The sequence below is a fragment of the Agrobacterium sp. CG160-95 genome, from assembly GCF_053521725.1.
The window spans coordinates 705,811-725,128 of the sequence record NZ_JBNWDU010000002.1; the positions used below are offsets into that span (position 1 = coordinate 705,811).

Annotated in this window: 16 protein-coding genes; 6 read left to right on the top strand and 10 right to left on the bottom strand. The window is 59.5% G+C overall.

What is annotated here, in order from left to right:
* Window position 1: 1 nt before the first annotated feature.
* Window positions 2-1,273, bottom strand: coding sequence for a glycerate kinase type-2 family protein (locus ACQZ63_RS09855; RefSeq protein WP_003510718.1), 1,272 nt, complete (start codon window positions 1,271-1,273; stop codon window positions 2-4).
* Window positions 1,274-1,277: 4 nt separating this feature from the next.
* Entirely contained in the window at window positions 1,278-1,631 is a 354-nt protein-coding gene (locus ACQZ63_RS09860; RefSeq protein ID WP_003510716.1) for a DUF1304 domain-containing protein, read from the bottom strand.
* Here ACQZ63_RS09860 and ACQZ63_RS09865 point away from each other — a divergent pair.
* The 4 genes from ACQZ63_RS09865 (at window position 1,618) to ACQZ63_RS09880 (ending at window position 7,332) form a co-directional block, all read left to right on the top strand.
* Entirely contained in the window at window positions 1,618-1,791 is a 174-nt protein-coding gene (locus ACQZ63_RS09865; protein WP_003510714.1) for a hypothetical protein, read from the top strand. The genes ACQZ63_RS09860 and ACQZ63_RS09865 overlap by 14 nt on opposite strands.
* 69 nt (window positions 1,792-1,860) lie before the next feature.
* Window positions 1,861-2,625, top strand: a complete 765-nt coding sequence (locus tag ACQZ63_RS09870; protein WP_003510711.1) for an ImuA family protein — start codon at window positions 1,861-1,863, stop codon at window positions 2,623-2,625.
* Window positions 2,540-4,057 (top strand): Y-family DNA polymerase, encoded by a 1,518-nt coding sequence (locus tag ACQZ63_RS09875; RefSeq protein ID WP_448799127.1) that lies wholly within the window; start codon window positions 2,540-2,542, stop codon window positions 4,055-4,057. The genes ACQZ63_RS09870 and ACQZ63_RS09875 overlap by 86 nt, the downstream gene beginning before the upstream one ends.
* Complete coding sequence (locus ACQZ63_RS09880) at window positions 4,054-7,332, top strand: error-prone DNA polymerase (RefSeq protein ID WP_113555714.1); 3,279 nt, start codon at window positions 4,054-4,056, stop codon at window positions 7,330-7,332. The genes ACQZ63_RS09875 and ACQZ63_RS09880 overlap by 4 nt, the downstream gene beginning before the upstream one ends.
* 112 nt (window positions 7,333-7,444) lie before the next feature.
* Here the strand turns inward: ACQZ63_RS09880 and ACQZ63_RS09885 are convergent, their stop codons facing one another.
* Entirely contained in the window at window positions 7,445-8,383 is a 939-nt protein-coding gene (locus ACQZ63_RS09885) for an AraC family transcriptional regulator (protein ID WP_013761499.1), read from the bottom strand.
* A 182-nt stretch (window positions 8,384-8,565) separates the two neighbouring features.
* Here ACQZ63_RS09885 and ACQZ63_RS09890 point away from each other — a divergent pair, with 182 nt between their 5' ends.
* On the top strand, window positions 8,566-9,783 hold the full coding sequence (locus tag ACQZ63_RS09890) for an MFS transporter (RefSeq protein WP_003510707.1): 1,218 nt from the start codon (window positions 8,566-8,568) through the stop codon (window positions 9,781-9,783).
* 127 nt (window positions 9,784-9,910) lie between these two features.
* Here ACQZ63_RS09890 and ACQZ63_RS09895 read toward each other — a convergent pair whose 3' ends face one another.
* The 5 genes from ACQZ63_RS09895 to ytfQ all read right to left on the bottom strand — a co-directional run bounded on the left by ACQZ63_RS09895 (window position 9,911) and on the right by ytfQ (window position 15,244).
* Window positions 9,911-10,645: a FadR/GntR family transcriptional regulator gene (locus ACQZ63_RS09895; RefSeq protein WP_013761497.1), complete on the bottom strand. Its 735-nt coding sequence runs from the start codon at window positions 10,643-10,645 to the stop codon at window positions 9,911-9,913.
* A 17-nt stretch (window positions 10,646-10,662) separates the two neighbouring features.
* On the bottom strand, window positions 10,663-11,643 hold the full coding sequence (gene yjfF, locus ACQZ63_RS09900) for a galactofuranose ABC transporter, permease protein YjfF (protein WP_081308475.1): 981 nt from the start codon (window positions 11,641-11,643) through the stop codon (window positions 10,663-10,665).
* The gene (locus tag ACQZ63_RS09905) at window positions 11,640-12,683 is read right to left on the bottom strand and encodes an ABC transporter permease (RefSeq protein WP_003510702.1); all 1,044 of its coding nucleotides are present in this window, start codon (window positions 12,681-12,683) and stop codon (window positions 11,640-11,642) included. Before ACQZ63_RS09905 ends, yjfF begins: the two co-directional genes overlap by 4 nt.
* The gene (locus tag ACQZ63_RS09910; RefSeq protein ID WP_113555715.1) at window positions 12,683-14,206 is read right to left on the bottom strand and encodes a sugar ABC transporter ATP-binding protein; all 1,524 of its coding nucleotides are present in this window, start codon (window positions 14,204-14,206) and stop codon (window positions 12,683-12,685) included. Before ACQZ63_RS09910 ends, ACQZ63_RS09905 begins: the two co-directional genes overlap by 1 nt.
* 78 nt (window positions 14,207-14,284) lie before the next feature.
* Window positions 14,285-15,244: a galactofuranose ABC transporter, galactofuranose-binding protein YtfQ gene (ytfQ, locus tag ACQZ63_RS09915; RefSeq protein WP_003510698.1), complete on the bottom strand. Its 960-nt coding sequence runs from the start codon at window positions 15,242-15,244 to the stop codon at window positions 14,285-14,287.
* Window positions 15,245-15,765: 521 nt separating this feature from the next.
* Here ytfQ and ACQZ63_RS09920 point away from each other — a divergent pair.
* On the top strand, window positions 15,766-17,577 hold the full coding sequence (locus tag ACQZ63_RS09920; protein ID WP_003510695.1) for an IlvD/Edd family dehydratase: 1,812 nt from the start codon (window positions 15,766-15,768) through the stop codon (window positions 17,575-17,577).
* Window positions 17,578-17,845: 268 nt separating this feature from the next.
* On the opposite strand, the gene ACQZ63_RS09925 is transcribed toward ACQZ63_RS09920, so the two are convergent.
* Together ACQZ63_RS09925 and ACQZ63_RS09930 are read right to left on the bottom strand one after the other, a co-directional pair.
* Window positions 17,846-18,040: a hypothetical protein gene (locus ACQZ63_RS09925; RefSeq protein WP_013761494.1), complete on the bottom strand. Its 195-nt coding sequence runs from the start codon at window positions 18,038-18,040 to the stop codon at window positions 17,846-17,848.
* Window positions 18,041-18,198: 158 nt separating this feature from the next.
* A complete protein-coding gene (locus ACQZ63_RS09930) occupies window positions 18,199-19,317 on the bottom strand; it encodes a pyridoxal-phosphate-dependent aminotransferase family protein (protein ID WP_065687723.1) in 1,119 nt (372 codons plus the stop codon).
* Window position 19,318 lies beyond the last annotated feature (1 nt).

Sequence of the window (19,318 nt, forward strand, 5' to 3'; positions counted from 1 at the left end):
TTCACCCGATCAAAATCGCCCTGATATCATTCACATTCGTCAGCGTCGGACCGGTAACGACAAGGTCGCCAACCGCCTTGAAGGCGGTGTAGCTGTCGTGTCCCACCAGCGACTGGCGCGGATCGGCACCGGCGTTGCGCATACGCGCAAGCGTATCGGGCGTCACCAGTGCGCCTGCCGCATCCTCAACGCCGTCTATGCCGTCGCTATCGCCGGCAATGGCCCAGATACCGTCTGCACCCTTCAGCGTCAGTGCAAGGCTCAGCAGAAATTCCGTGTTGCGCCCACCCTTGCCGGCCAGCCCTTTGCCGATCGTCACCGTGGTTTCTCCGCCGGAAAGCAGCACGGCCGGGCCTTTGACTGGCAGGCCCTTGCGGCTGGCGGAGAGGGCGATACCCGCCATCACCGCGCCGACATCCTTTGACTCGCCCTCCAGCGAATCCCCGAGGATGAGCGGCGTAAGGCCAAGCCTCACCGCCTCGTCCGCCGCCGCCTGTAGGGCGAGCGAGGGTGTCGCGATCAGCCTGATGTCCTCTTCTATATCGCCTGTCTTCGGCGTTTCCTCGCCCTTTTCCAGCACTTTGCGCACATTCTCGGGAAGATCGAGCGCATAACGGGAGACGATTTCCCGCACATTGTTGATATCGCTCGGATCGGCAACCGTGGGGCCGGAAGCGATTTCGGAGGGATCGTCGCCCGGTACGTCTGAAATCAACAGCGAAACCACTCTGGCCGGTTTGGCGGCCAGCGCCAGTCGTCCGCCCTTTATGCGGGAGAGGTGCTTGCGCACGGCATTCATCTCGGAAATCGTCGCACCGCTGGCGAGAAGCGCGCGGTTGACGGCCATCTTGTCCGCAAGCGTCATGCCTTCGGCAGGTGCGACCATCAGTGCCGAACCGCCGCCGGAAATTAGCGCGATCACCATGTCGTCTGCGGTCAGCCCTTCAACGGCGGCAAGAATGCGTCTTGCCGCTTCCGCACTCATGTCGTCGGGCACGGGATGGGAGGCCTCGATGATTTCGATGCGCCCGGCCGGAACGGCATGACCGTAACGGGTTACGACGATACCGGAGAGGTTCACATCCGCCCAGGCCTTATCAAGCGCTGCGGCCATGGCAGCCGAGGCCTTGCCCGCGCCTACCACCACGCACCTGCCCTTGGGCGGGGAAGGAAGATGATGTTGCAGCACCTTTGCGGGATCGGCACTCGCCACTGCCGCCATAAATATGCGGTTGAGGGCGTCTTTTGCGCGGAGATCGTTCCATGCGGTCATAGGTTCATACTCCGATCCAAAGGAAGCCGAGCGCAAACAATGCCGGCAAAGCCTGAATGAACAGGATTTTCATATTGGCGGTAATGGCGCCGAAAATGCCGGCTATCAGGACACAGGTGAGGAAGAAGACCTTGAAACTCAGTCTTTCATCGCCCTGCGTGAGCCCATAGATCAATCCGGCTGCCAGAAAACCATTGTAAAGCCCCTGATTGGCGGCAAGCACCTTCGTCTGTCGCGCAAAATCCGCAGAGAGGCCGAAGGCCTTGCGGCCGGCCGGCTTTTCCCACAGCAGCATTTCCAGAATGGTGATGTAAACATGGATGGCCGCAACCACGGCAATCAGAATGCTGGCGATCATCGGCGGTTTCCTCCAAACCCTGATGTCCGGCGCGTCAATTATCCGCAAAAAGGGAGAGGCCGACCGGATAATCCGTTTTAACGGTGGTACACATGGCCGCAAGGCCATAATCCCTCTCTTCCCGCGCAAACCTGTTGAAGAGCCGCACAGCATTGCTTGACTCTTTGCTGAAATAAGAACAAAACAGGAACAATAAAACTGAAAAACCGGAATTGAAACCTGTCATGCCATGCAAAAGCGCGCGGAACAGTTGCTCGTTGTCGAAGAGCTGCGTGAAAGGCTGGAAAGGATCGGTGGCGGTCCTCACCGCCTGCACGAGGCCTTGCCTTTCGGCGTGGATGCCATCGATCACCATTTGCCTGGAGGCGGGCTGAAGCTCGGTTGCCTGCATGAGGTGAGCGGCGGCGGCAATGGCGCCGCCGATGGTGCGGCAGCGGCGCTTTTTGCGGCCGGTGTGGCAGCAAGGCTGTCCGGCAAGGTCTTATGGTGTGTTACCCGCAGGGATCTGTTCATGCCGGGATTGACGCAGGCGGGCCTGTCGCAGAACCGCGTCATCATCGTCGAATGCCGCGATGAGAAAGGCGTGCTCGACTGTTTCGAGGAAGGCTTGCGCTGCAACGGTTTTGGCGCCGTGATGGGCGAGCTTGCGAAGTTGCCGATGAATGCCTCGCGACGGTTGCAACTGGCGGCGGAAACCTCTGGTGTCACCGGCATCGCCATTCGACGCTTCCGGCGCCCGGCCGATGCGGCGTTGTTTGGCGAGCCGACGGCCGCTGTAACCCGCTGGCGTGTCTCTGTCCGGCCATCTTCGCCCCTGCCGGTGCCGGGGGTCGGCAGGCCACGCTGGTTTCTGGAACTTTTGCGATGTCGCGGCGGCCAAAGCGCTGCATTTGAAGTGGAAGCCTGTGATGCAAAGGGTCGTCTCGCTTTACCTGCCGACATGGCCGACGGATCGCTACCGGCGTCTTTCGGGGCAGAACGCGCCGCCGGTTGAAAAGCCGCTGGTCATGATCGGCCGTCAGGGCAGCCGCCGCCTGGTGCTGGCGCTGAACAAGGCAGCAAAGGCGGCGGGCATCCGGCCCGGCACACCCGTCAGCAAGGCGCAGGCTTTGGTGCCGGATCTCGTTGTCGAGGATATGGATGCGGCGGCGGATGCCCGCGCCCTGCAACAACTCGCTTTTCATTTCCTGCGTATCTATGCCCCGATCGTCGCCGCAGATCCGCCTGATGGGCTGGTGCTGGATACGGCAGGTGCGGACCATCTGCACGGCAATGAGACGCTGATGTTGAGCGGCATGGTGAACTGCCTGCATACCGCAGGCTTCGCCGCCCGCGCTGCCATTGCCGATAGCTGGGGGGCGGCCCATGCGCTTGCCCGGTTTGGCCGTGAGGAGATCAGCATCGTATCGCCGGGCGGGCAGCGGGCTGCGATCAGCGGGCTGCCGCTGGTGGCGCTCAGGCTGGAGGAGCGTATCGTTTCCGGATTGAAGGTGCTCGGTTTTCGCACCATAGGCGAACTTGCCGAGGCTCCACGGGCGCCGTTGACCCTGCGTTTCGGCCCGGAAGTGGTCAGGCGGCTCACCCAGGCTTTCGGCGAGACTGGCGAACCTATCGAGCCGGTGCGCATTGCCGAACTGGTGGAGGTGCGCCGCGCCTTTCCCGAGCCGATCGCGGCGGCGGAGACAATTGCCCGCTATGTGCAAAAGCTGGTTGCTGAGCTTTGCGTCTCGCTGGAAAAGCGCGGCCTTGGCGCACGTCGCGTCGATCTGGTGCTGCACCGGGTGGATAGCGGCTTGCAGGCCGTGCGGGCCGGCACCTCCAGACCGGTGCGTGATGCCAAACAGCTTGTCCGGCTTCTGACCGACCGTATCGACACCATCGATCCCGGCTTTGGCATCGAGATGATGGTGCTGACCGCCACCCATGCCGAGCCGCTTGTCGCCGCGCAGGCCCGGTCCTCGCTTCTGGAGGAAGGGCGTGCGGAAATCGCCGATACGGTCGATGTCATCCTCAATCGTGGCCACAGGGTATATCGTTATGCGGCGGTGGCAAGCGACGTGCCGGAACGTTCTCTTGCCAGCGTTGCGGCGCTGGCACCTGAGGATACGCTCGGCTGGCCTTGCCACTGGCCGCGCCCGGTCAGGCTTTTTGCAAGGCCGGAACCCATCGAAACTCTGGCGCTGCTTCCGGATCATCCGCCGCGTTATTTCATCTGGAAAGGCGTGCGCCATAATGTGCGGCGCGCTGATGGGCCGGAACGGGTGTTTGGCGAATGGTGGAAACGCGACCGCGAAAAGGCCGCCGTGCGCGATTATTTCACTGTCGAAAACGAAAGCGGCGAGCGTTTCTGGATTTTCCGCTCCGGTGATGGCGAACATACCGAGACGGGCTCGCAGGGCTGGTTCATCCATGGGGTCTTCGCATGAGCACGCCGCGCTATGCCGAGCTTCAGGTGACCACGCATTTCTCCTTCCTGCGCGGTGCAAGTTCCTGTGATGAACTGTTCGAACAGGCAAAAAATCTCGGTATCGAGGCACTCGGCATAGTCGATCGCAATAGCCTTGCGGCCATTCCCCGCGCTTATGAAGCGGCCGATAATCATGGCATCCGGCTCGTCATCGGCTGCCGGCTCGATCTGGATGACGATCTTTCCGTGCTTGTCTATCCCATGGATCGCCCGGCTTACGGGCGGCTTTGCCGGCTGCTTTCCGTCGGCAAGAAGAGGGGTGGCAAGGGTAAGTGTCGGCTCACATGGGACGATCTCGTAGCTTATGGCGAAGGCCTTATCGTGGTGCTGCTCGCCGATCTGGCTGACGATCTCTGCGCGCTTCGCCTGCGCCGGTTGAAAGCTGCTTTTGCTGACCGGGCCTATATGGCGCTGAGCCTGCGAAGACGACCCAACGACCAGATGCGGCTTTTCGAATTGTCGAATATGGCTGCAGCCGCTGATGTGCCGACTGTTGTTACCAATGACGTGCTGTTTCATGTGCCCGAGCGTCGCATGCTGCAGGATGTCGTTACCTGCATCCGGCACAATTGCACCATTGACGAGGCGGGTTTCCGGCGCGAGCGGCATGCCGACCGCTATATGAAGCCGCCTCAGGAAATGCACCGGCTGTTTGCTAGCTACCCGGAAGCACTGGCCCGCAGCCTCGAAATCGCGAAGCGTTGCACCTTTTCGTTGAAGGAGCTGGTCTATCAATATCCTGAAGAGCGCAGCCTGCCGGGGCTGACGGCGCAACAGGCGTTGGAAAAGCTCGTCTGGGAAGCGGTGCCGGGGCGTTATCCGGATGGTCTGCCGGAGAAGGTTGAAAAGGCGCTGCATCATGAGTTGGATGTTGTCGGCAGATTGCAATATGCGCCCTATTTCCTGACCGTGAGTGCTATCGTCCGACAGGCTCGCAAAATGGATATCTTGTGCCAAGGACGCGGTTCTGCGGCAAACTCGGTTATCTGTTTTGTACTTGGTATCACTGCCATTGATCCTGCTCGTTTCAGCAATCTCGTCTTTGAACGTTTTGTTTCCGAAAACCGGGGTGAACCGCCTGACATCGATGTGGATTTCGAGCATCAGCGTCGTGAGGAGATTATTCAATGGGTCTACAAAAACTATGGCCACGATAAAGCGGCGCTTTGTTCAGTCGTCACCCGCTACCGTGGTCGAGGGGCATTGCGAGATGTTGGTAAGGTACTAGGTCTGCCGGAGGATTTGACCAAACTTCTGTCCTCGCAAGTCTGGCGCTGGAGCGAAGGAGTGGGCGAAAAAGAGGTGAAGGAACTGAACCTCAATATGGAGGATCGTCGCCTTAAACTGGCTTTCGAGCTTGCCAACCAGCTTGTTGGCACACCGCGCCATCACAGCCAGCATCCGGGCGGCTTCGTACTTTCCCATGATAGGCTGGATGAGCTCGTGCCAATTGAACCAGCCGCCATGGACGGTCGACAGATCATTGAATGGGATAAGGACGATATCGATATCGTCCGGTTCATGAAAATGGATTGCTTGGCGCTTGGAATGCTTTCCTGCATGAAGCGTGGCTTCGACCTGCTGGAGGCTCGTACAGGAGAAAAATACGATCTTGCCGCGATGCCACCGAATGATCCTGCAACATTTGCAATGATCCAAAAAGCCGACACGTTAGGCACTTTCCAGATCGAAAGCCGGGCGCAGATGTCGATGTTGCCGCGTTTGAAGCCTGCCGAATTTTACGATCTTGTTATTCAGGTCGCTATCGTTCGTCCCGGTCCCATTCAGGGAGATATGGTCCATCCATATTTGCGGCGCCGTCAGGGAAAAGAGCCCGTTCGATATGAAAAACCAGAGCTTAAAAATATTCTCGAAAAGACGCTGGGTGTCCCGCTATTCCAAGAGCAGGCCATGAAGATTGCCATCGACTGCGCCGGTTTTTCTCCCGGCAAGGCGGACCAGTTGCGCCGCGCGATGGCGACTTTCAAGAATGTCGGCACGATCTCCAAGTTCCAGCAGGATTTGATCGATGGCATGGTGGAACGCGGCTATGACGAGGACTTCGCCAAACGCATCTTCAAACAGCTAGAAGGGTTCGGCAGTTATGGTTTCCCGGAAAGCCACGCGGCGTCCTTCGCGCTGATTGCCTATGCTTCCGCATGGCTGAAGTGCCATCATCCGGATATTTTCTGTGCCTCGCTTCTGAATTCGCAGCCCATGGGCTTTTACGCCCCGGCGCAGATCGTGCGCGATGCGCGCGATCATGGGGTGGAGGTTCGCCCGGTTTGCGTCAACAACAGCCGTTTTGATTGCACGCTGGAGCCCACGGGCAAGAAGAATGCGAATGGTAAAGAGCGCTACGCCGTGCGGCTTGGCCTGCGCATGGTGAAGGGGCTTTCCAACGATCATGCAGCAAAAATCGTCGCCTGCCGTCAGGATCGCGATTTCGTTTCCGTGGACGATCTCTGGCGGAGGGCAGGTGTTCCCGCCGCTGCCCTAGTCTGTCTCGCCGAAGCCGATGCATTTCTGCCGTCGCTGTCGCTTTCCAGACGCGAGGCGCTGTGGGCCATCAAGGCGTTGCGGGATGAGCCGCTGCCGCTTTTTGCTGCCGCTGCCAGTCGGGAAAACGCTGTGGTGGATGAGCTTTCCGAACCCTCCGTCGCGCTGCGGCCCATGACTGATGGCGGCGAGGTGGTGCAGGATTATGGTCATGTGGGGCTGACCCTGCGCGAACACCCCATGTCCTTCCTGCGGCGCGATCTTTCCCGCCGGCGCATCGTCAGCTGCGCGGAGGCGGTGCGCGTCCGTGATGGAACGTGGCTGGAAACGGCGGGGCTGGTTCTGGTGCGCCAGCGCCCAGGCTCGGCAAAGGGAGTGATCTTCATGACTCTGGAGGATGAGACGGGTATTGCCAATGCGGTTCTGTGGGTAAAGACCTTCGAAAAATACCGGCGCGTGGTGCTTTCCGCCGGGATGGTCGGCATTTACGGCAAGATCCAACGGGAAGGCGAGGTGGTGCATCTGGTCGCACACCGGCTGACCGATCTGTCAGAGGCGCTGGCAAGCGTGGGTGAGCGCAACCACCCCTTTCCTCTGCCGCATGGGCGCGGCGACGAGTTCCACCACGGTATTCCGCCGGACGATCATCGCAACATCAGGAAACGCCCACCGCCTGCGACCCAGGATGGAGATGAGGTGGAGCGGATAAAGGTCATTTCCCGCAATTTCCATTAGAGCATTTCCAGTAAAAGTGCGTAGCGGTTTTACGTCCAGAAAATGCGTAAAAACAAAGAGATAGAGCGCGTCCAAAGATTCTGTTTAAGCCGGACGTGCTCTAAGATGCGCTCTATGCCGCATCTTCCAGACCAGAGGTGTCCTTCCTGCGGAACTGGCTGGGCGGCGCGCCGATCACGCGTTTGAAGGCGCGGCTGAAGGATGCCTCGGAATCGTAGCCGAGCTTTTCCGCCGCCAACGTGACACGCATACCCTCGCGCAGCCACAGTCGCGCCTGATGCATGCGTATGCGAACGACATAACGGGCTGGGCTTTCACCCACCACACGGGTGAAGCGTTCTGCAAAACTCGAGCGGGATGCACCCATCAGGGAGGCAAGCTCTTCCACGCTCCAGTCTTTCTCGGGGGTAAGGTGGATCGCTGCAAGCACCCGTCCGAGTTCGGGATTGCGCACGGCGGCAAGCCAACCGCTGGAATCGCCGCAACCATATTCTACCCATGTGCGGATCAGTGTTGCCGTCAAGACATCGGCAAGCCGCGCCAGAATGCCACCGGCACCAACGCGGTTCAGTTCCACTTCGCGCGCCATGGCTTCCAGGAGATGCGGAATGGCCGGATCGCTTTTGGCGAGATCGCTGGTCAGCATCACATCCGGCATCAGTTGCAAAAGCGGATGCAGATTATCCATGTTGAAACGCATCGAGGCGGTAAAGGCTACCGTGTCGCCGCCGGCACCGGCACATTCCATGTCGAAAATGCCCTGACACACTTCCTTTTTACCGAACCGGTCGAAGAGGGCAGGCGTTACATCCTCGCCGCTGCCCAGCACATGGGCGTGGCCACGGGGAAGAAGCACTGCATCGCCGCACGTAAGCGTCAGCCATTCTCCGGAAGGTTTGCGTAATTTTGCCTGGCCCACGCCGATAAAATGAAACCGCGCCGCCTCCTGCTCGGGAAAGGCCGTCGCCCAGGGCGTTGCCATGCGGCAGCGGCCATATTCCACGCCGTCAAGCCGCAGACCACGCAGCATTTCCGTCAATGCATCATTCATGGCAACTCACAAATTCGGACGTTTGGTTAAGGAATGCGGATTTTTTAGCATGGAAACGCCGAGCTGTCACGCGTAGCTTACGACCATCGATTTGTGAGGCGACGCACCGGGCTCCCACCGGCTTCATCGTTTTGCCATTCCGTTTCAGGGCTCGTTCCCAGAATGCGCATCAGGAGATTTTCATGAATAACCGAACAATCAACGAACTTGAATATGCACCACACAGACAAGAGCCGGATGCGAAGTGGGCGGCGGTGGTTTCGCTTTCGCTTGGTGTCTTCGGGCTGGTAACGGCGGAATTCCTGCCGGTCAGCCTTCTGACGCCACTGTCGACCGATCTCTCCATCAGCTCCGGCATTGCCGGCCAATCCATCACCGTCACGGCACTGGTCGCAGCGGTTGCCGGTCCCGGCGTCGTCATCGGCACGCGCAGCATTGATCGCCGGTGGACCCTGCTTGGCCTCACGACGTTGCTGATCATTTCCAGCACATTGGCCGCTTTTGCCAACGGTCTTTTCATGCTGTTTACATCGCGCGTTTTGCTCGGCATCGGCCTCGGCGGCTTTTGGGCCATGTCGGCGGCGCTGGCGCTAAGGCTTGTTCCGCTGGATAAGATGCCGCGCGCCATGGCCATCATCCTAACCGGCGTTTCGGTTGCCACCGTTTGCGCAGCCCCTGTCGGAGCGTGGATCGGCGCGACGCTTGGCTGGCGTGCGGCCTTTGCCGTCGCCGGCGTGCTGGGTGTCATCGCACTTGTCGTGCAGTTGCTCACCGTTCCCTCGCTGCCGCCGGCCGGTGCGCCCGGCCTGTCCACCATGTTCCGGCTATTGCAGCGCCCGCAGGTCAGGATCGGCCTTCTGACGACGCTATTCATCGTTGCGGGTCACTTCGCCGGCTTCACCTATGTTCGCCCCTTCCTCGAAGACGTGCCGCAGCTTGGCGTCGAAGCGATCTCGCTCGTTCTTCTGGCTTACGGCGTGGGCGGTTTTTTCGGTAATCTCTTCGGCGGCTTCCTCGCCGAGAAGAACACGGCATGGGCCGTGACATTTGCCGCCACCCTGATTGCCGCATCCGCTTCCGTGCTGGTGATTGCCGGTGCATCTCCCGTTGTCGCTGGCTTTGCCATTGCCTCCTGGGGTTTCGCCTTCGGTGCGCTTCCTGTCAGCGTGCAGAGCTTCATCACCCGCGTCGCCTCAGACGAGGCCGAAAGTGCGGGCGCGTTGCTGCTCACCACCTTCCAGATCGCCATTTCCAGCGGCGCTGTTCTGGGCGGACTGCTGATCGACCTTCAGGGTGCGACGATGGTCTTCGTTTTCGTCAGCATTGCAGCACTCCTCGGCGCATCGCTCATGGCATCGCGCCGTGGCGTGGTGCCGCAGATTGAAGCGTCGCAGGGGTAAGATACTTGCCGGAAGGAAAAGGACCCGCATCCGTGCGGGTCCGAATTTTATGATGAAAAGCCACCCCCTCCGTCATGCCGGCATCAGGCCGGGGGTGACAGAAGGGATGTCTATAGGCTTTTCGCCCTCAAGGTGTCTTGATTGCCTTTCGCGTCCGGTCCTTGCCGACCTCGATTACATGGCGCATGGCTTTCACGGCGGCGTCCGCATCACGGGCGGCGATGGCGTGCACGATCCGCAGATGGTTTGCGGCGATCTCGGCGATGGTTCCGGGCGACGAGGCCGGGGACGAAAGCTGGAATGAGATCGCAAGGGCGGCTTCGATCAGCCCGCTTGCCGAACGCATGAAGGGATTGCCGGACATGTGCGCCACGGCGAGGTGGAATTCGAGATCGACCTTGGCGATGGTTTCCGGCGTATGCTGCGGATTGTCGAACTTGGCGGCAATCACATAAAGGGAAACGATATCGTCATTCGATGCCTGAAGCGCGGCAGCTGCCGCTGCCGCCGGTTCGAGCGCGAGGCGGATTTCCGCCAGATGTGTCACGAATTCCTGGTCTATTCCGGCTTCGCAGCGCCAGCCCAGCACATCCGGGTCAAAGAAGTTCCAGCTCGAACGGTCGAGAACGCGGGTGCCGACCTTTGCCTTTGGTTCGACCAGCCGCTTGGCCGCCAGCGTCTTCATCGTCTCGCGCAACACGGTGCGCGAGACCCCGAAACGGAGCGACAGTTCGGCATCGTTAGGCAGCAGGGATCCCTCCGCAATCCTGCCCGAGACGATGGCGCTGCCGAGTTCGGAGACCACATGCGCGTGGCTGTTCCGGCGTTTTCGCCCGCTTATCGTCGTTTCGAGCAGCCCCAATAAAGCCTCCGTGTTGGTTATGCCGGATGTGGTCCGGCCAGTCTCCTGTTTGAATACCAGATGATTGCGCGCTGCAACACGATGAAGACAAAAAGCAGCACGCCAATAACGATTTTGGTCCACCAGGATGACAGGGTTCCGTCAAAAACGATGTAGGTCTGGATCAACCCCTGGATCAGCAGTCCGACGAAGGTTCCCGCCACCAGCCCCATTCCACCCGTTAGAAGCGTTCCGCCAATGACAACAGCTGCAATAGCGTCCAGCTCCACGCCCACGGTCGCCAAGGAATAACCCGATGAGGTGTAGAGCGTGTAGACGATGCCGGCGAGGCCGGACAGGAACCCGGAAAGTGCGTAGATGCCGATTGTCGTTGTACCGATCGGCACACCCATCAGTTCGGCCGATTGCGGGTTACCGCCAAGTGCATAGACATTGGCGCCGAAGCGGGTGCGGCTGGCAATCAGCATGCCGGCGGCAAAGACGAGAAGCATGACAATAGCAAGTGCTGTCAGCCTGCCGCCGCCGGGAAAGCGGAAATAAAATCCCTGTATCGCATCGATGAAGGGATGCGAGATCGGTACGGATTGCGTCGAGATCAGATAGGCCGCGCCACGCGCCAGGAACATGCCCGCCAATGTCACCACGAATGGCGGGATCGACAGGAAGCGTATCATCGCCCCCATCATGCAGCCGAACAGCGTCGAGATCACGAGCACGATGGCGAAGGCCAGCAGCGGGTGAATATTATAGGTGCCGACCATGACAGCTACGAAAACGCTGGTGAAGGCGATGACGGAGCCGATGGACAGATCAATGCCACCCGACAGGATCACGAAAGTCATGCCAACGGCAGCGATGCCGAGAAAGGCATTGTCGGTCAATAGATTGCCGATCACCCGTGTCGACAGGATCGCCGGATATTGCAGCACGCAGAGAAGATAGGCGATGAGGAAGATCGTCAGTGTGGTGAGGAACGGAAGATTGCGGCTGTGGATCATCGCGCGGTACCTTCCTTGGTCATTCCGTTGGCGGTGGCCGGTTTTGCGTGTGGCTTTGGCGTTTTGACAAAGCCCAGAACCGCCATGATTGCCGGCGATTGCAGTGTCAGTACCACCATGATGATACCAGCCTTGATGATGAGGTTGAATTCCGGCGGGAAACCGGAGACCAGAATGCCGGTATTGATGGTCTGGATGATGAGCGCGCCGATCAGCGATGCGGTGATGGAGAAGCGGCCGCCATTCAGCGATGTACCACCGATCACCACCGCCAATATGGCGTCCAGTTCCAGCCACAGCCCGGCATTGTTGGCATCCGCGCCGCGAATGTCGGCGGTCACGATCATGCCGGCGATGGCCGCGCAGAGACCGGAAACGGCGTAGACGAAAAACAGCAGGAAGCGTGCCCGCACACCGGCAAGTGCCGCCGCGCGGCGATTGATGCCGGTTGCCTCAATCAGAAAGCCGAGCGCGCTCTTGCGCACCAGAAGGCCGATTACCAGCGCCGCCGCCAACCAGATGATGACGGGCAGGGGAATGCCGGCGAAGGAGCCGGAGCCGATGGCGGAAAAGCTGTCGTCGTTGAAGGTGAGAATGACACCTTCGGTGATGAGCTGGGCGATGCCGCGCCCCGCCACCATCAGGATCAGCGTGGCGATGATCGGCTGGATGTCGAGAAGGGCGACCAGCACCCCGTTCCACAGGCCGCAGGCAATGCCAACAGCAAGCGAGATGGCGATGACGGTTGGGATGGAATGGCCGTTGCTGATGAGTGTTGCCGCCACCGCGCCACAAATGGCGATAACAGCACCGATCGACAGATCGATGCCCTTGGTAGCGATCACCAGCGTCATGCCAATCGTCAGGAGCGCCACGGGTGCGGCACGCACGAGAATATCCATCAGACTGCCGTAAAGCCTGCCGTTCTGGAACGAAACATGCAGAAAGCCCGGCGAAACGATTGTAATCGCTGCCAGAATGACGAAGAGGGCGATCAGTTGGGGAGCAAGCCTTTTCAGGCGCCTTGTCACAGCCACCATCATGCCGCCTCCGTTCTGGCCGCATCCGCAATTGCCCGCATGATGTTGTCGGCCGTCACCTCGCCGCCCTTCAATTCGCTGACATGCCGGCGGTCGGACAGCACGACGACCCGGTGGGCAACGGCGGTCAGTTCTTCCAGTTCGGACGAGATGACGACGAGCGACATGCCCTCGGTGCAGAGTTTTTCGATCATTTTGAGGATTTCCGCATGGGCGCCGATATCGATACCACGGGTCGGCTCATCGAGGATCAGAAGCCGGGGATGGGTTGCAAGCCAGCGCGCCAGAATGGCTTTCTGCTGGTTGCCGCCGGACAGGAATTTTATCGGCCGGTCAGGATCGGCCGGGCGGATGTCCAGCGATTTGATGAAGCTTTCGGCCAGTTCCACCTTCTGCCGGCGCGAAAGCGGCCGCGCCCATCCCTGGCGGGCCTGGAGAGCCAGAGCAATATTGTCGGTCACGGAAAAGTCGCCGATGATACCGTCAGTCTTGCGCTCCTCCGGGCAGAAACCGAACCCGGCCGTGATTGCGGCTTCAGGCGAAGAAAGAGCGATGGTCTTTCCGTCTATCGTGGCCTTGCCGGTATCGGGCTTGTCGATGCCGAACAGCAGGAAAGCCGTTTCCGTTCGTCCCGACCCCAAAAGACCGGCGACGCCGACGATCTCTCCCGGACGAATGCCGAGGTCGAAGGGGGCGATGCTGCCGCGTTTGCCGTACCCCTCGAAACGGATCGGCGGTTCGCCCTCGGCAACCGTGTCGTCAGTGGCCTGATGCTCGTGGGTGATGTGCTGAAGCTCGCGACCAAGCATCATCGCAATGAGTTCGGACCTCGGCAGGTTGCCGATGTCGCGCGTGCCAACGAGGCGGCCGTTGCGCAGAACCGTCACCCGGTCGGCGATATCGTAGACCTGGTTTAGGAAGTGGGTGATTATGACGATGCCGATACCCCGCGCGCGCAAGTTCCGCAGCACACCGAACAGCATCTCGACCTCATGGGCATCGAGGCTGGCGGTCGGCTCGTCCAGCACCAGCACCTTGCCGGAAAGATCGACGGCGCGGGCAATGGCGATGATCTGGCGGATAGCCACGGAATAGCTGGAAAGCAGGGCGTTGACGTCGATCGAAAGCCCGTATTGGGACAGCAGCGCCTGCGATTGTCTCTGCATCGAGGCTCTGTCAATGAGCCCGAAGCGATGCGGTTGGCGGCCGAGAAAGAGGTTTTCGGCAACGGTCAGATTTTCGAGAAGGTTTACTTCCTGATAGACGGTGCCGATACCGAGGGCCTGCGCTTCGCCGACATTGGTGGGCGATATCTCGCTACCTTCCAGAAAGATGGAGCCGCTGTCGCGGTGGTAAACGCCGGTCAGTATCTTGATGAGTGTTGATTTCCCCGCGCCGTTTTCGCCGAGAAGCGCGTGAATTTCACCGCGCCCGAGCGAAAAATCGACGCCGTCCAGCGCCGTTATCCCGAGAAAGGATTTACCGATGGCGCATGCTTCCAGAAGTGGTGCCGTTTCGGACATTGCGCAGGCCCTGCATGAAAGAAGCTGTGACGGAGCGGCACGCATGACATGCCGCTCCTTCCGAAGATAAGGGGTCTATTAGTAACCCAGACCCTTCTTCGCCTCGTAGACCTTCATCGGGTCGTCAGACGCTGTGTAGAGCTTGGATTCGGTCTGAATCCACTTCGCCGGTGCCTTTTTGTCTTTCAGATAGGCTTCGAGAGCGTCGAAGGCAGGACCGGCCATGTCAGGTGTCAGTTCCACCGTCGCATTGGCTTCACCGGCGGCCATGGCCTTGAAGATGTCAGGTACGGCATCGATGGACACGACCTTGATGTCGGATCCCGGCTTCAGGCCGGCTTCCTTGATCGCCTGGATCGCGCCGACGGCCATGTCGTCATTGTGAGCGTACACGGCACAGATATCCTTGCCGCCGCCTTCGGCCTTGATGAAGCTTTCCATCACTTCCTTGCCCTTGGTACGGGTGAAGTCACCCGTCTGTGAGCGCACGATCTTGATGTTCTTGTGCGAAGCGATGGCTTCTTCGAAGCCCTTTTTACGGTTGATGGCGGGCGAAGAGCCGGTCGTGCCCTGCAATTCGACAACCTTGCAGTCCTTCGCGCCGACATCCTTGACGAGCCAGTCGCCGGCAACCTTGCCTTCGTGAACCTGATCCGAGGTGACCGCGGTCAGGTAAAGATCATCCGGCGCTTCGATCTGGCGATCGAGCAGGATGACAGGAATTTTTTCTTCCTTTGCTTCCTTCAGCACGGCGTCCCAGCCGGTTGCGACGACAGGTGCGATCAGGATTGCATCGACGCCCTGCGCGATGAAGCCGCGAACGGCCTTGATCTGGTTTTCCTGCTTCTGCTGTGCGTCGGCGAATTTCAGCGTAACGCCGCGCTTTTCGGCCTGCTGCTTGGTGACAGTGGTTTCAGCGGCGCGCCATCCGGATTCGGAGCCGATCTGCGAGAAGCCGACGGTCAGCGATTGTGCGGAAACACTGGATGCAAGGCATGCGGAAACGGCGACAGTGATTGCCGCAAGAGCTTTTCTCATCTTATCCTCCCAGAAATGATGTCAGCGTGACGACGTCACTATGAGCATATAGTAATACTCTTGAAAAGGGGTTTTTTAGCGGATTTCCAATTCACGTCATGCCGATTTTATGGAGTTGCAGCATTAAACAGTTATAAATCAATGGCTTATTGTGTATATTCTAATTTCTGCGCCGCGCAAAACTCGCCCGTAATATCGTCTGATCCGGCTTGACAGGCCGCGCCGCTATCTAATAGTAATACAAATAAGCAAGTCAGGTCGTGACGGAATGTGGGGCCTCGGGGTCAGTTACAATCCGGCAAGGCAGGGAGGGAAGAGGCCATTGCGCAACGTCGGTATGGTCGTAAACACCGAAAAATATTCGGCTAAAGCTGAAGAACGGCTCCAGGTCACTCGTCTGGCGCTCGTCTGTCGGTTATGCGTGCTTCCGAGAAGCTGATTCCATTTTCCTTGCGCACAACATAAGCTTGTCGCATTTCGTAATATTTTACCGTTGGCCACTTCCGGCTGGAGACCGCATCATGACCAAATCCGACAATCTGCCCGCAACCCAAGGCAAGCTTCGTTCGCGCGCGTGGTTCGATAACCCCGCAAACGCTGATATGACCGCGCTTTATCTCGAGCGTTACATGAACTTCGGTCTCAGCCAGGCCGAGCTTCAGTCCGATCGCCCTATCATCGGCATCGCGCAGACCGGCTCGGACCTTTCGCCCTGCAATCGCCACCATCTGGAGCTGGCGCATCGCCTGCGCGAAGGCATTCGTGAAGCGGGCGGCATTGCCATTGAATTTCCGGTGCATCCGATCCAGGAAACCGGCAAGCGCCCGACGGCGGGTCTCGATCGCAACCTCGCCTATCTCGGCCTCGTGGAAGTGCTTTACGGCTATCCGCTCGACGGCGTTGTTCTGACCATCGGCTGCGACAAGACCACGCCTGCCTGTCTTATGGCGGCGGCCACCGTCAACATTCCGGCCATCGCTCTTTCCGTCGGCCCCATGCTGAACGGCTGGTTCCGTGGCGAGCGCACCGGTTCCGGCACCATCGTCTGGAAAGCGCGTGAACTGCTGGCCAAGGGCGAAATCGATTATCAGGGCTTCGTCAAGCTCGTCGCTTCTTCCGCACCTTCCACCGGCTATTGCAACACCATGGGCACGGCGACGACGATGAACTCGCTTGCCGAAGCACTCGGCATGCAGCTGCCCGGCTCGGCCGCCATTCCGGCGCCTTACCGCGACCGTCAGGAAATCTCCTATCTCACCGGCCTTCGCATCGTCGAAATGGTCAAGGAAGACCTTAAGCCTTCCGACATCATGACCAAGGATGCCTTCATCAACGCCATCCGCGTCAACTCGGCCATCGGTGGCTCCACCAACGCGCCGATCCATCTGAACGGCCTAGCACGCCATGTCGGCGTTGAACTGACGGTCGATGACTGGCAGACCTACGGTGAAGACGTGCCGCTGCTCGTCAACCTGCAGCCGGCCGGTGAATATCTCGGCGAGGATTATTACCATGCCGGCGGCGTTCCGGCTGTCGTCAACCAGCTGATGACCCAGGGGCTCATCATGGAAGACGCCATGACCGTGAATGGCAAAACCATCGGCGACAATTGCCGTGGTGCCATCATCGAAGACGAAAAGGTCATCCGTCCCTATGACCAGCCGCTCAAGGAGCGCGCCGGTTTCCGTGTTCTGCGCGGCAACCTGTTCTCCTCTGCCATCATGAAGACGAGCGTGATCTCGGAAGAATTCCGCAAGCGTTATCTCTCGAACCCGAACGACCCGGAAGCCTTCGAAGGCCGTGCCGTGGTGTTCGACGGTCCGGAAGATTACCATCACCGCATCGACGATCCGTCGCTGAAGATCGACGCCAACACCGTTCTCTTCATGCGCGGTGCCGGTCCGATCGGTTATCCGGGTGCGGCAGAAGTGGTGAACATGCGTGCGCCTGACTATCTCTTGAAGGAAGGCGTCAATTCGCTGCCCTGCATCGGTGACGGCCGCCAGTCCGGCACGTCTGGCAGCCCGTCCATCCTCAACGCTTCTCCGGAAGCAGCGGCAGGCGGTGGTCTGGCCATCTTGCAGACGGGTGACCGCGTTCGTATCGATGTGGGTCGTGGTAAGGCCGACATCCTGATTTCCGGCGAGGAACTGGCCAAGCGTTACGAAACGCTCTCCGCCGAGGGCGGCTTCAAGTACCCCGATCACCAGACGCCATGGCAGGAAATCCAGCGCGGCATCGTCAGCCAAATGGAAACCGGCGCGGTTCTGGAACCGGCCGTGAAGTATCAGCGCATTGCGCAAACCAAGGGTCTGCCGCGCGACAACCACTAAGGCAGGGCCGTTTACGGCTCTTTGATGGAAAGGGCTTTGCCCTTTCCATCGTCATGCCCGGGCTTTGTCCAGAGCATCTGCAAATATTTGATTGTTCGAGATTTTGTAAATCCTCGGGTCAAGCCCGAGGATGACGTTGCATGTTTAAAGTGTACGTCACGGATCGACTGTTTCACCGTGTTTAAGGCTACGCTGAACACATTTCGGCTCAAGGCCGCAGGACGGGAAAACGACGTTTCAACCGCCCCGTCAGCCTGCGCTTAAAAAATCAAATCACAGGATAAAGCGACCAGAAGAACAGTTCGTATTCCTGATCACGGTCGTCATCGTTGGACTGGTCGTCCGGTCTGCGTGGCGTCCTGTCCTGCAAATCCTTCTCGACCCGCTCGTTTATGGCGGGCGTTCTTCGGCCGATGCCAAAGAGGTCAAAGGAGAGCATGTTGAACCCTGCTACCATGGCCATTTCCCTTCTTCACGCGAGTTAACAGTGCGTTAAGTTTCGCGCGTTGCCATGATTTCGTCAAGATTGACCAAGGAATTTGTCTACCATTTTTAACAACAATGGCGTGACTGACGTTCCGCCAGCACCCGATTTCGCGCAACGAACGTTTATCGGCGCTGTCAGAGACCCTTCGAGGAGGTGCCGGAATAGCTTTTTTCGGCCGCTTCCAGCGCGGAATCGGTATCTGCGGCATGGCCGAGGCTTCTCAGGGCGCTTGAAACAGCGGTGATATTGGCTTGCACCGAATCCTGGTTGGCGCGCCGGCCGGTGTGATTGAGCCTTATCAGCCGTTCCGCACCGGGACCGACACCGCCCGAGACATCCGCACCTTGCTCCCTGGACGCAGCCGCCAGAAATGCGCCGGCATCCACCGTGTCCGGCAAGATCGCTGTCGAAACCAGAGCAGACGCGTCAGTCTCCTCCACCCACGTCGACATGCCAAGGGCCCTGATGCCGTTACGAGTAGCTGTCGCCGCTCGTTCGTGGCGTTCATTGGCGGATGCCAGACCCTCTGCCTCTATCCGGTCGAGCGCCGCCTCCAGCGCATAGAATTCCAGCGGCGCAGGTGTTCCCGGGAGCGCGCCGCGGCCGGTATCGAGCCAGAGTTTCTTCTGGTCGAGAAGTGAAAGCATGGAGTTCTCAGGTGCATTGCCATGTGAAAGAAGTTTCCAGGCACTTTCGCTGACGGAGATGGCGGATAAGCCCGCCGGGCCTGCCAGCGCCTTTTGCGGGCCGATGACCGCAATATCTATGCCGAGCTGGTCAACCTCGAAGGCATGGCCGCCGATGGAAGCGACGGCATCGACGACCGTGACGACGCCTCTGTCTTTGGCGAGCGCGGCAATGGCGGGCAGGGGGTTGAGAATGCCGCTTGCGGATTCCGCGTGCACGATAGCGAGAAGATCAAAACCTGGCCCTTCGTCCAGCGCTCTCTCGACCTCGTGAAGTGATATCGGCTTTGCCGGAGCGGTGGTCAGGTTGCGAACCGTTGCGCCGCCACGCTCCAGCCAGCCCCCAAACCACGCGCCATAGGGACTAGTGACGATATTGAGCGTTCTCAGACCAGGCCGCGCGAGGCTGGTGGCCGCAGCTTCAAGCGCAAGCACTGCTTCCGCCTGTACCAGAAGCACATCGTTATTCGTGCCCATCAGCGCCGCCAGCCGGTCGGCGAGAGCGGCGTAACGGTCTGCTGGAAAGGCGGGCGGGTCGAGCAGCAATGCGTAATCCGGGGCGGGCATG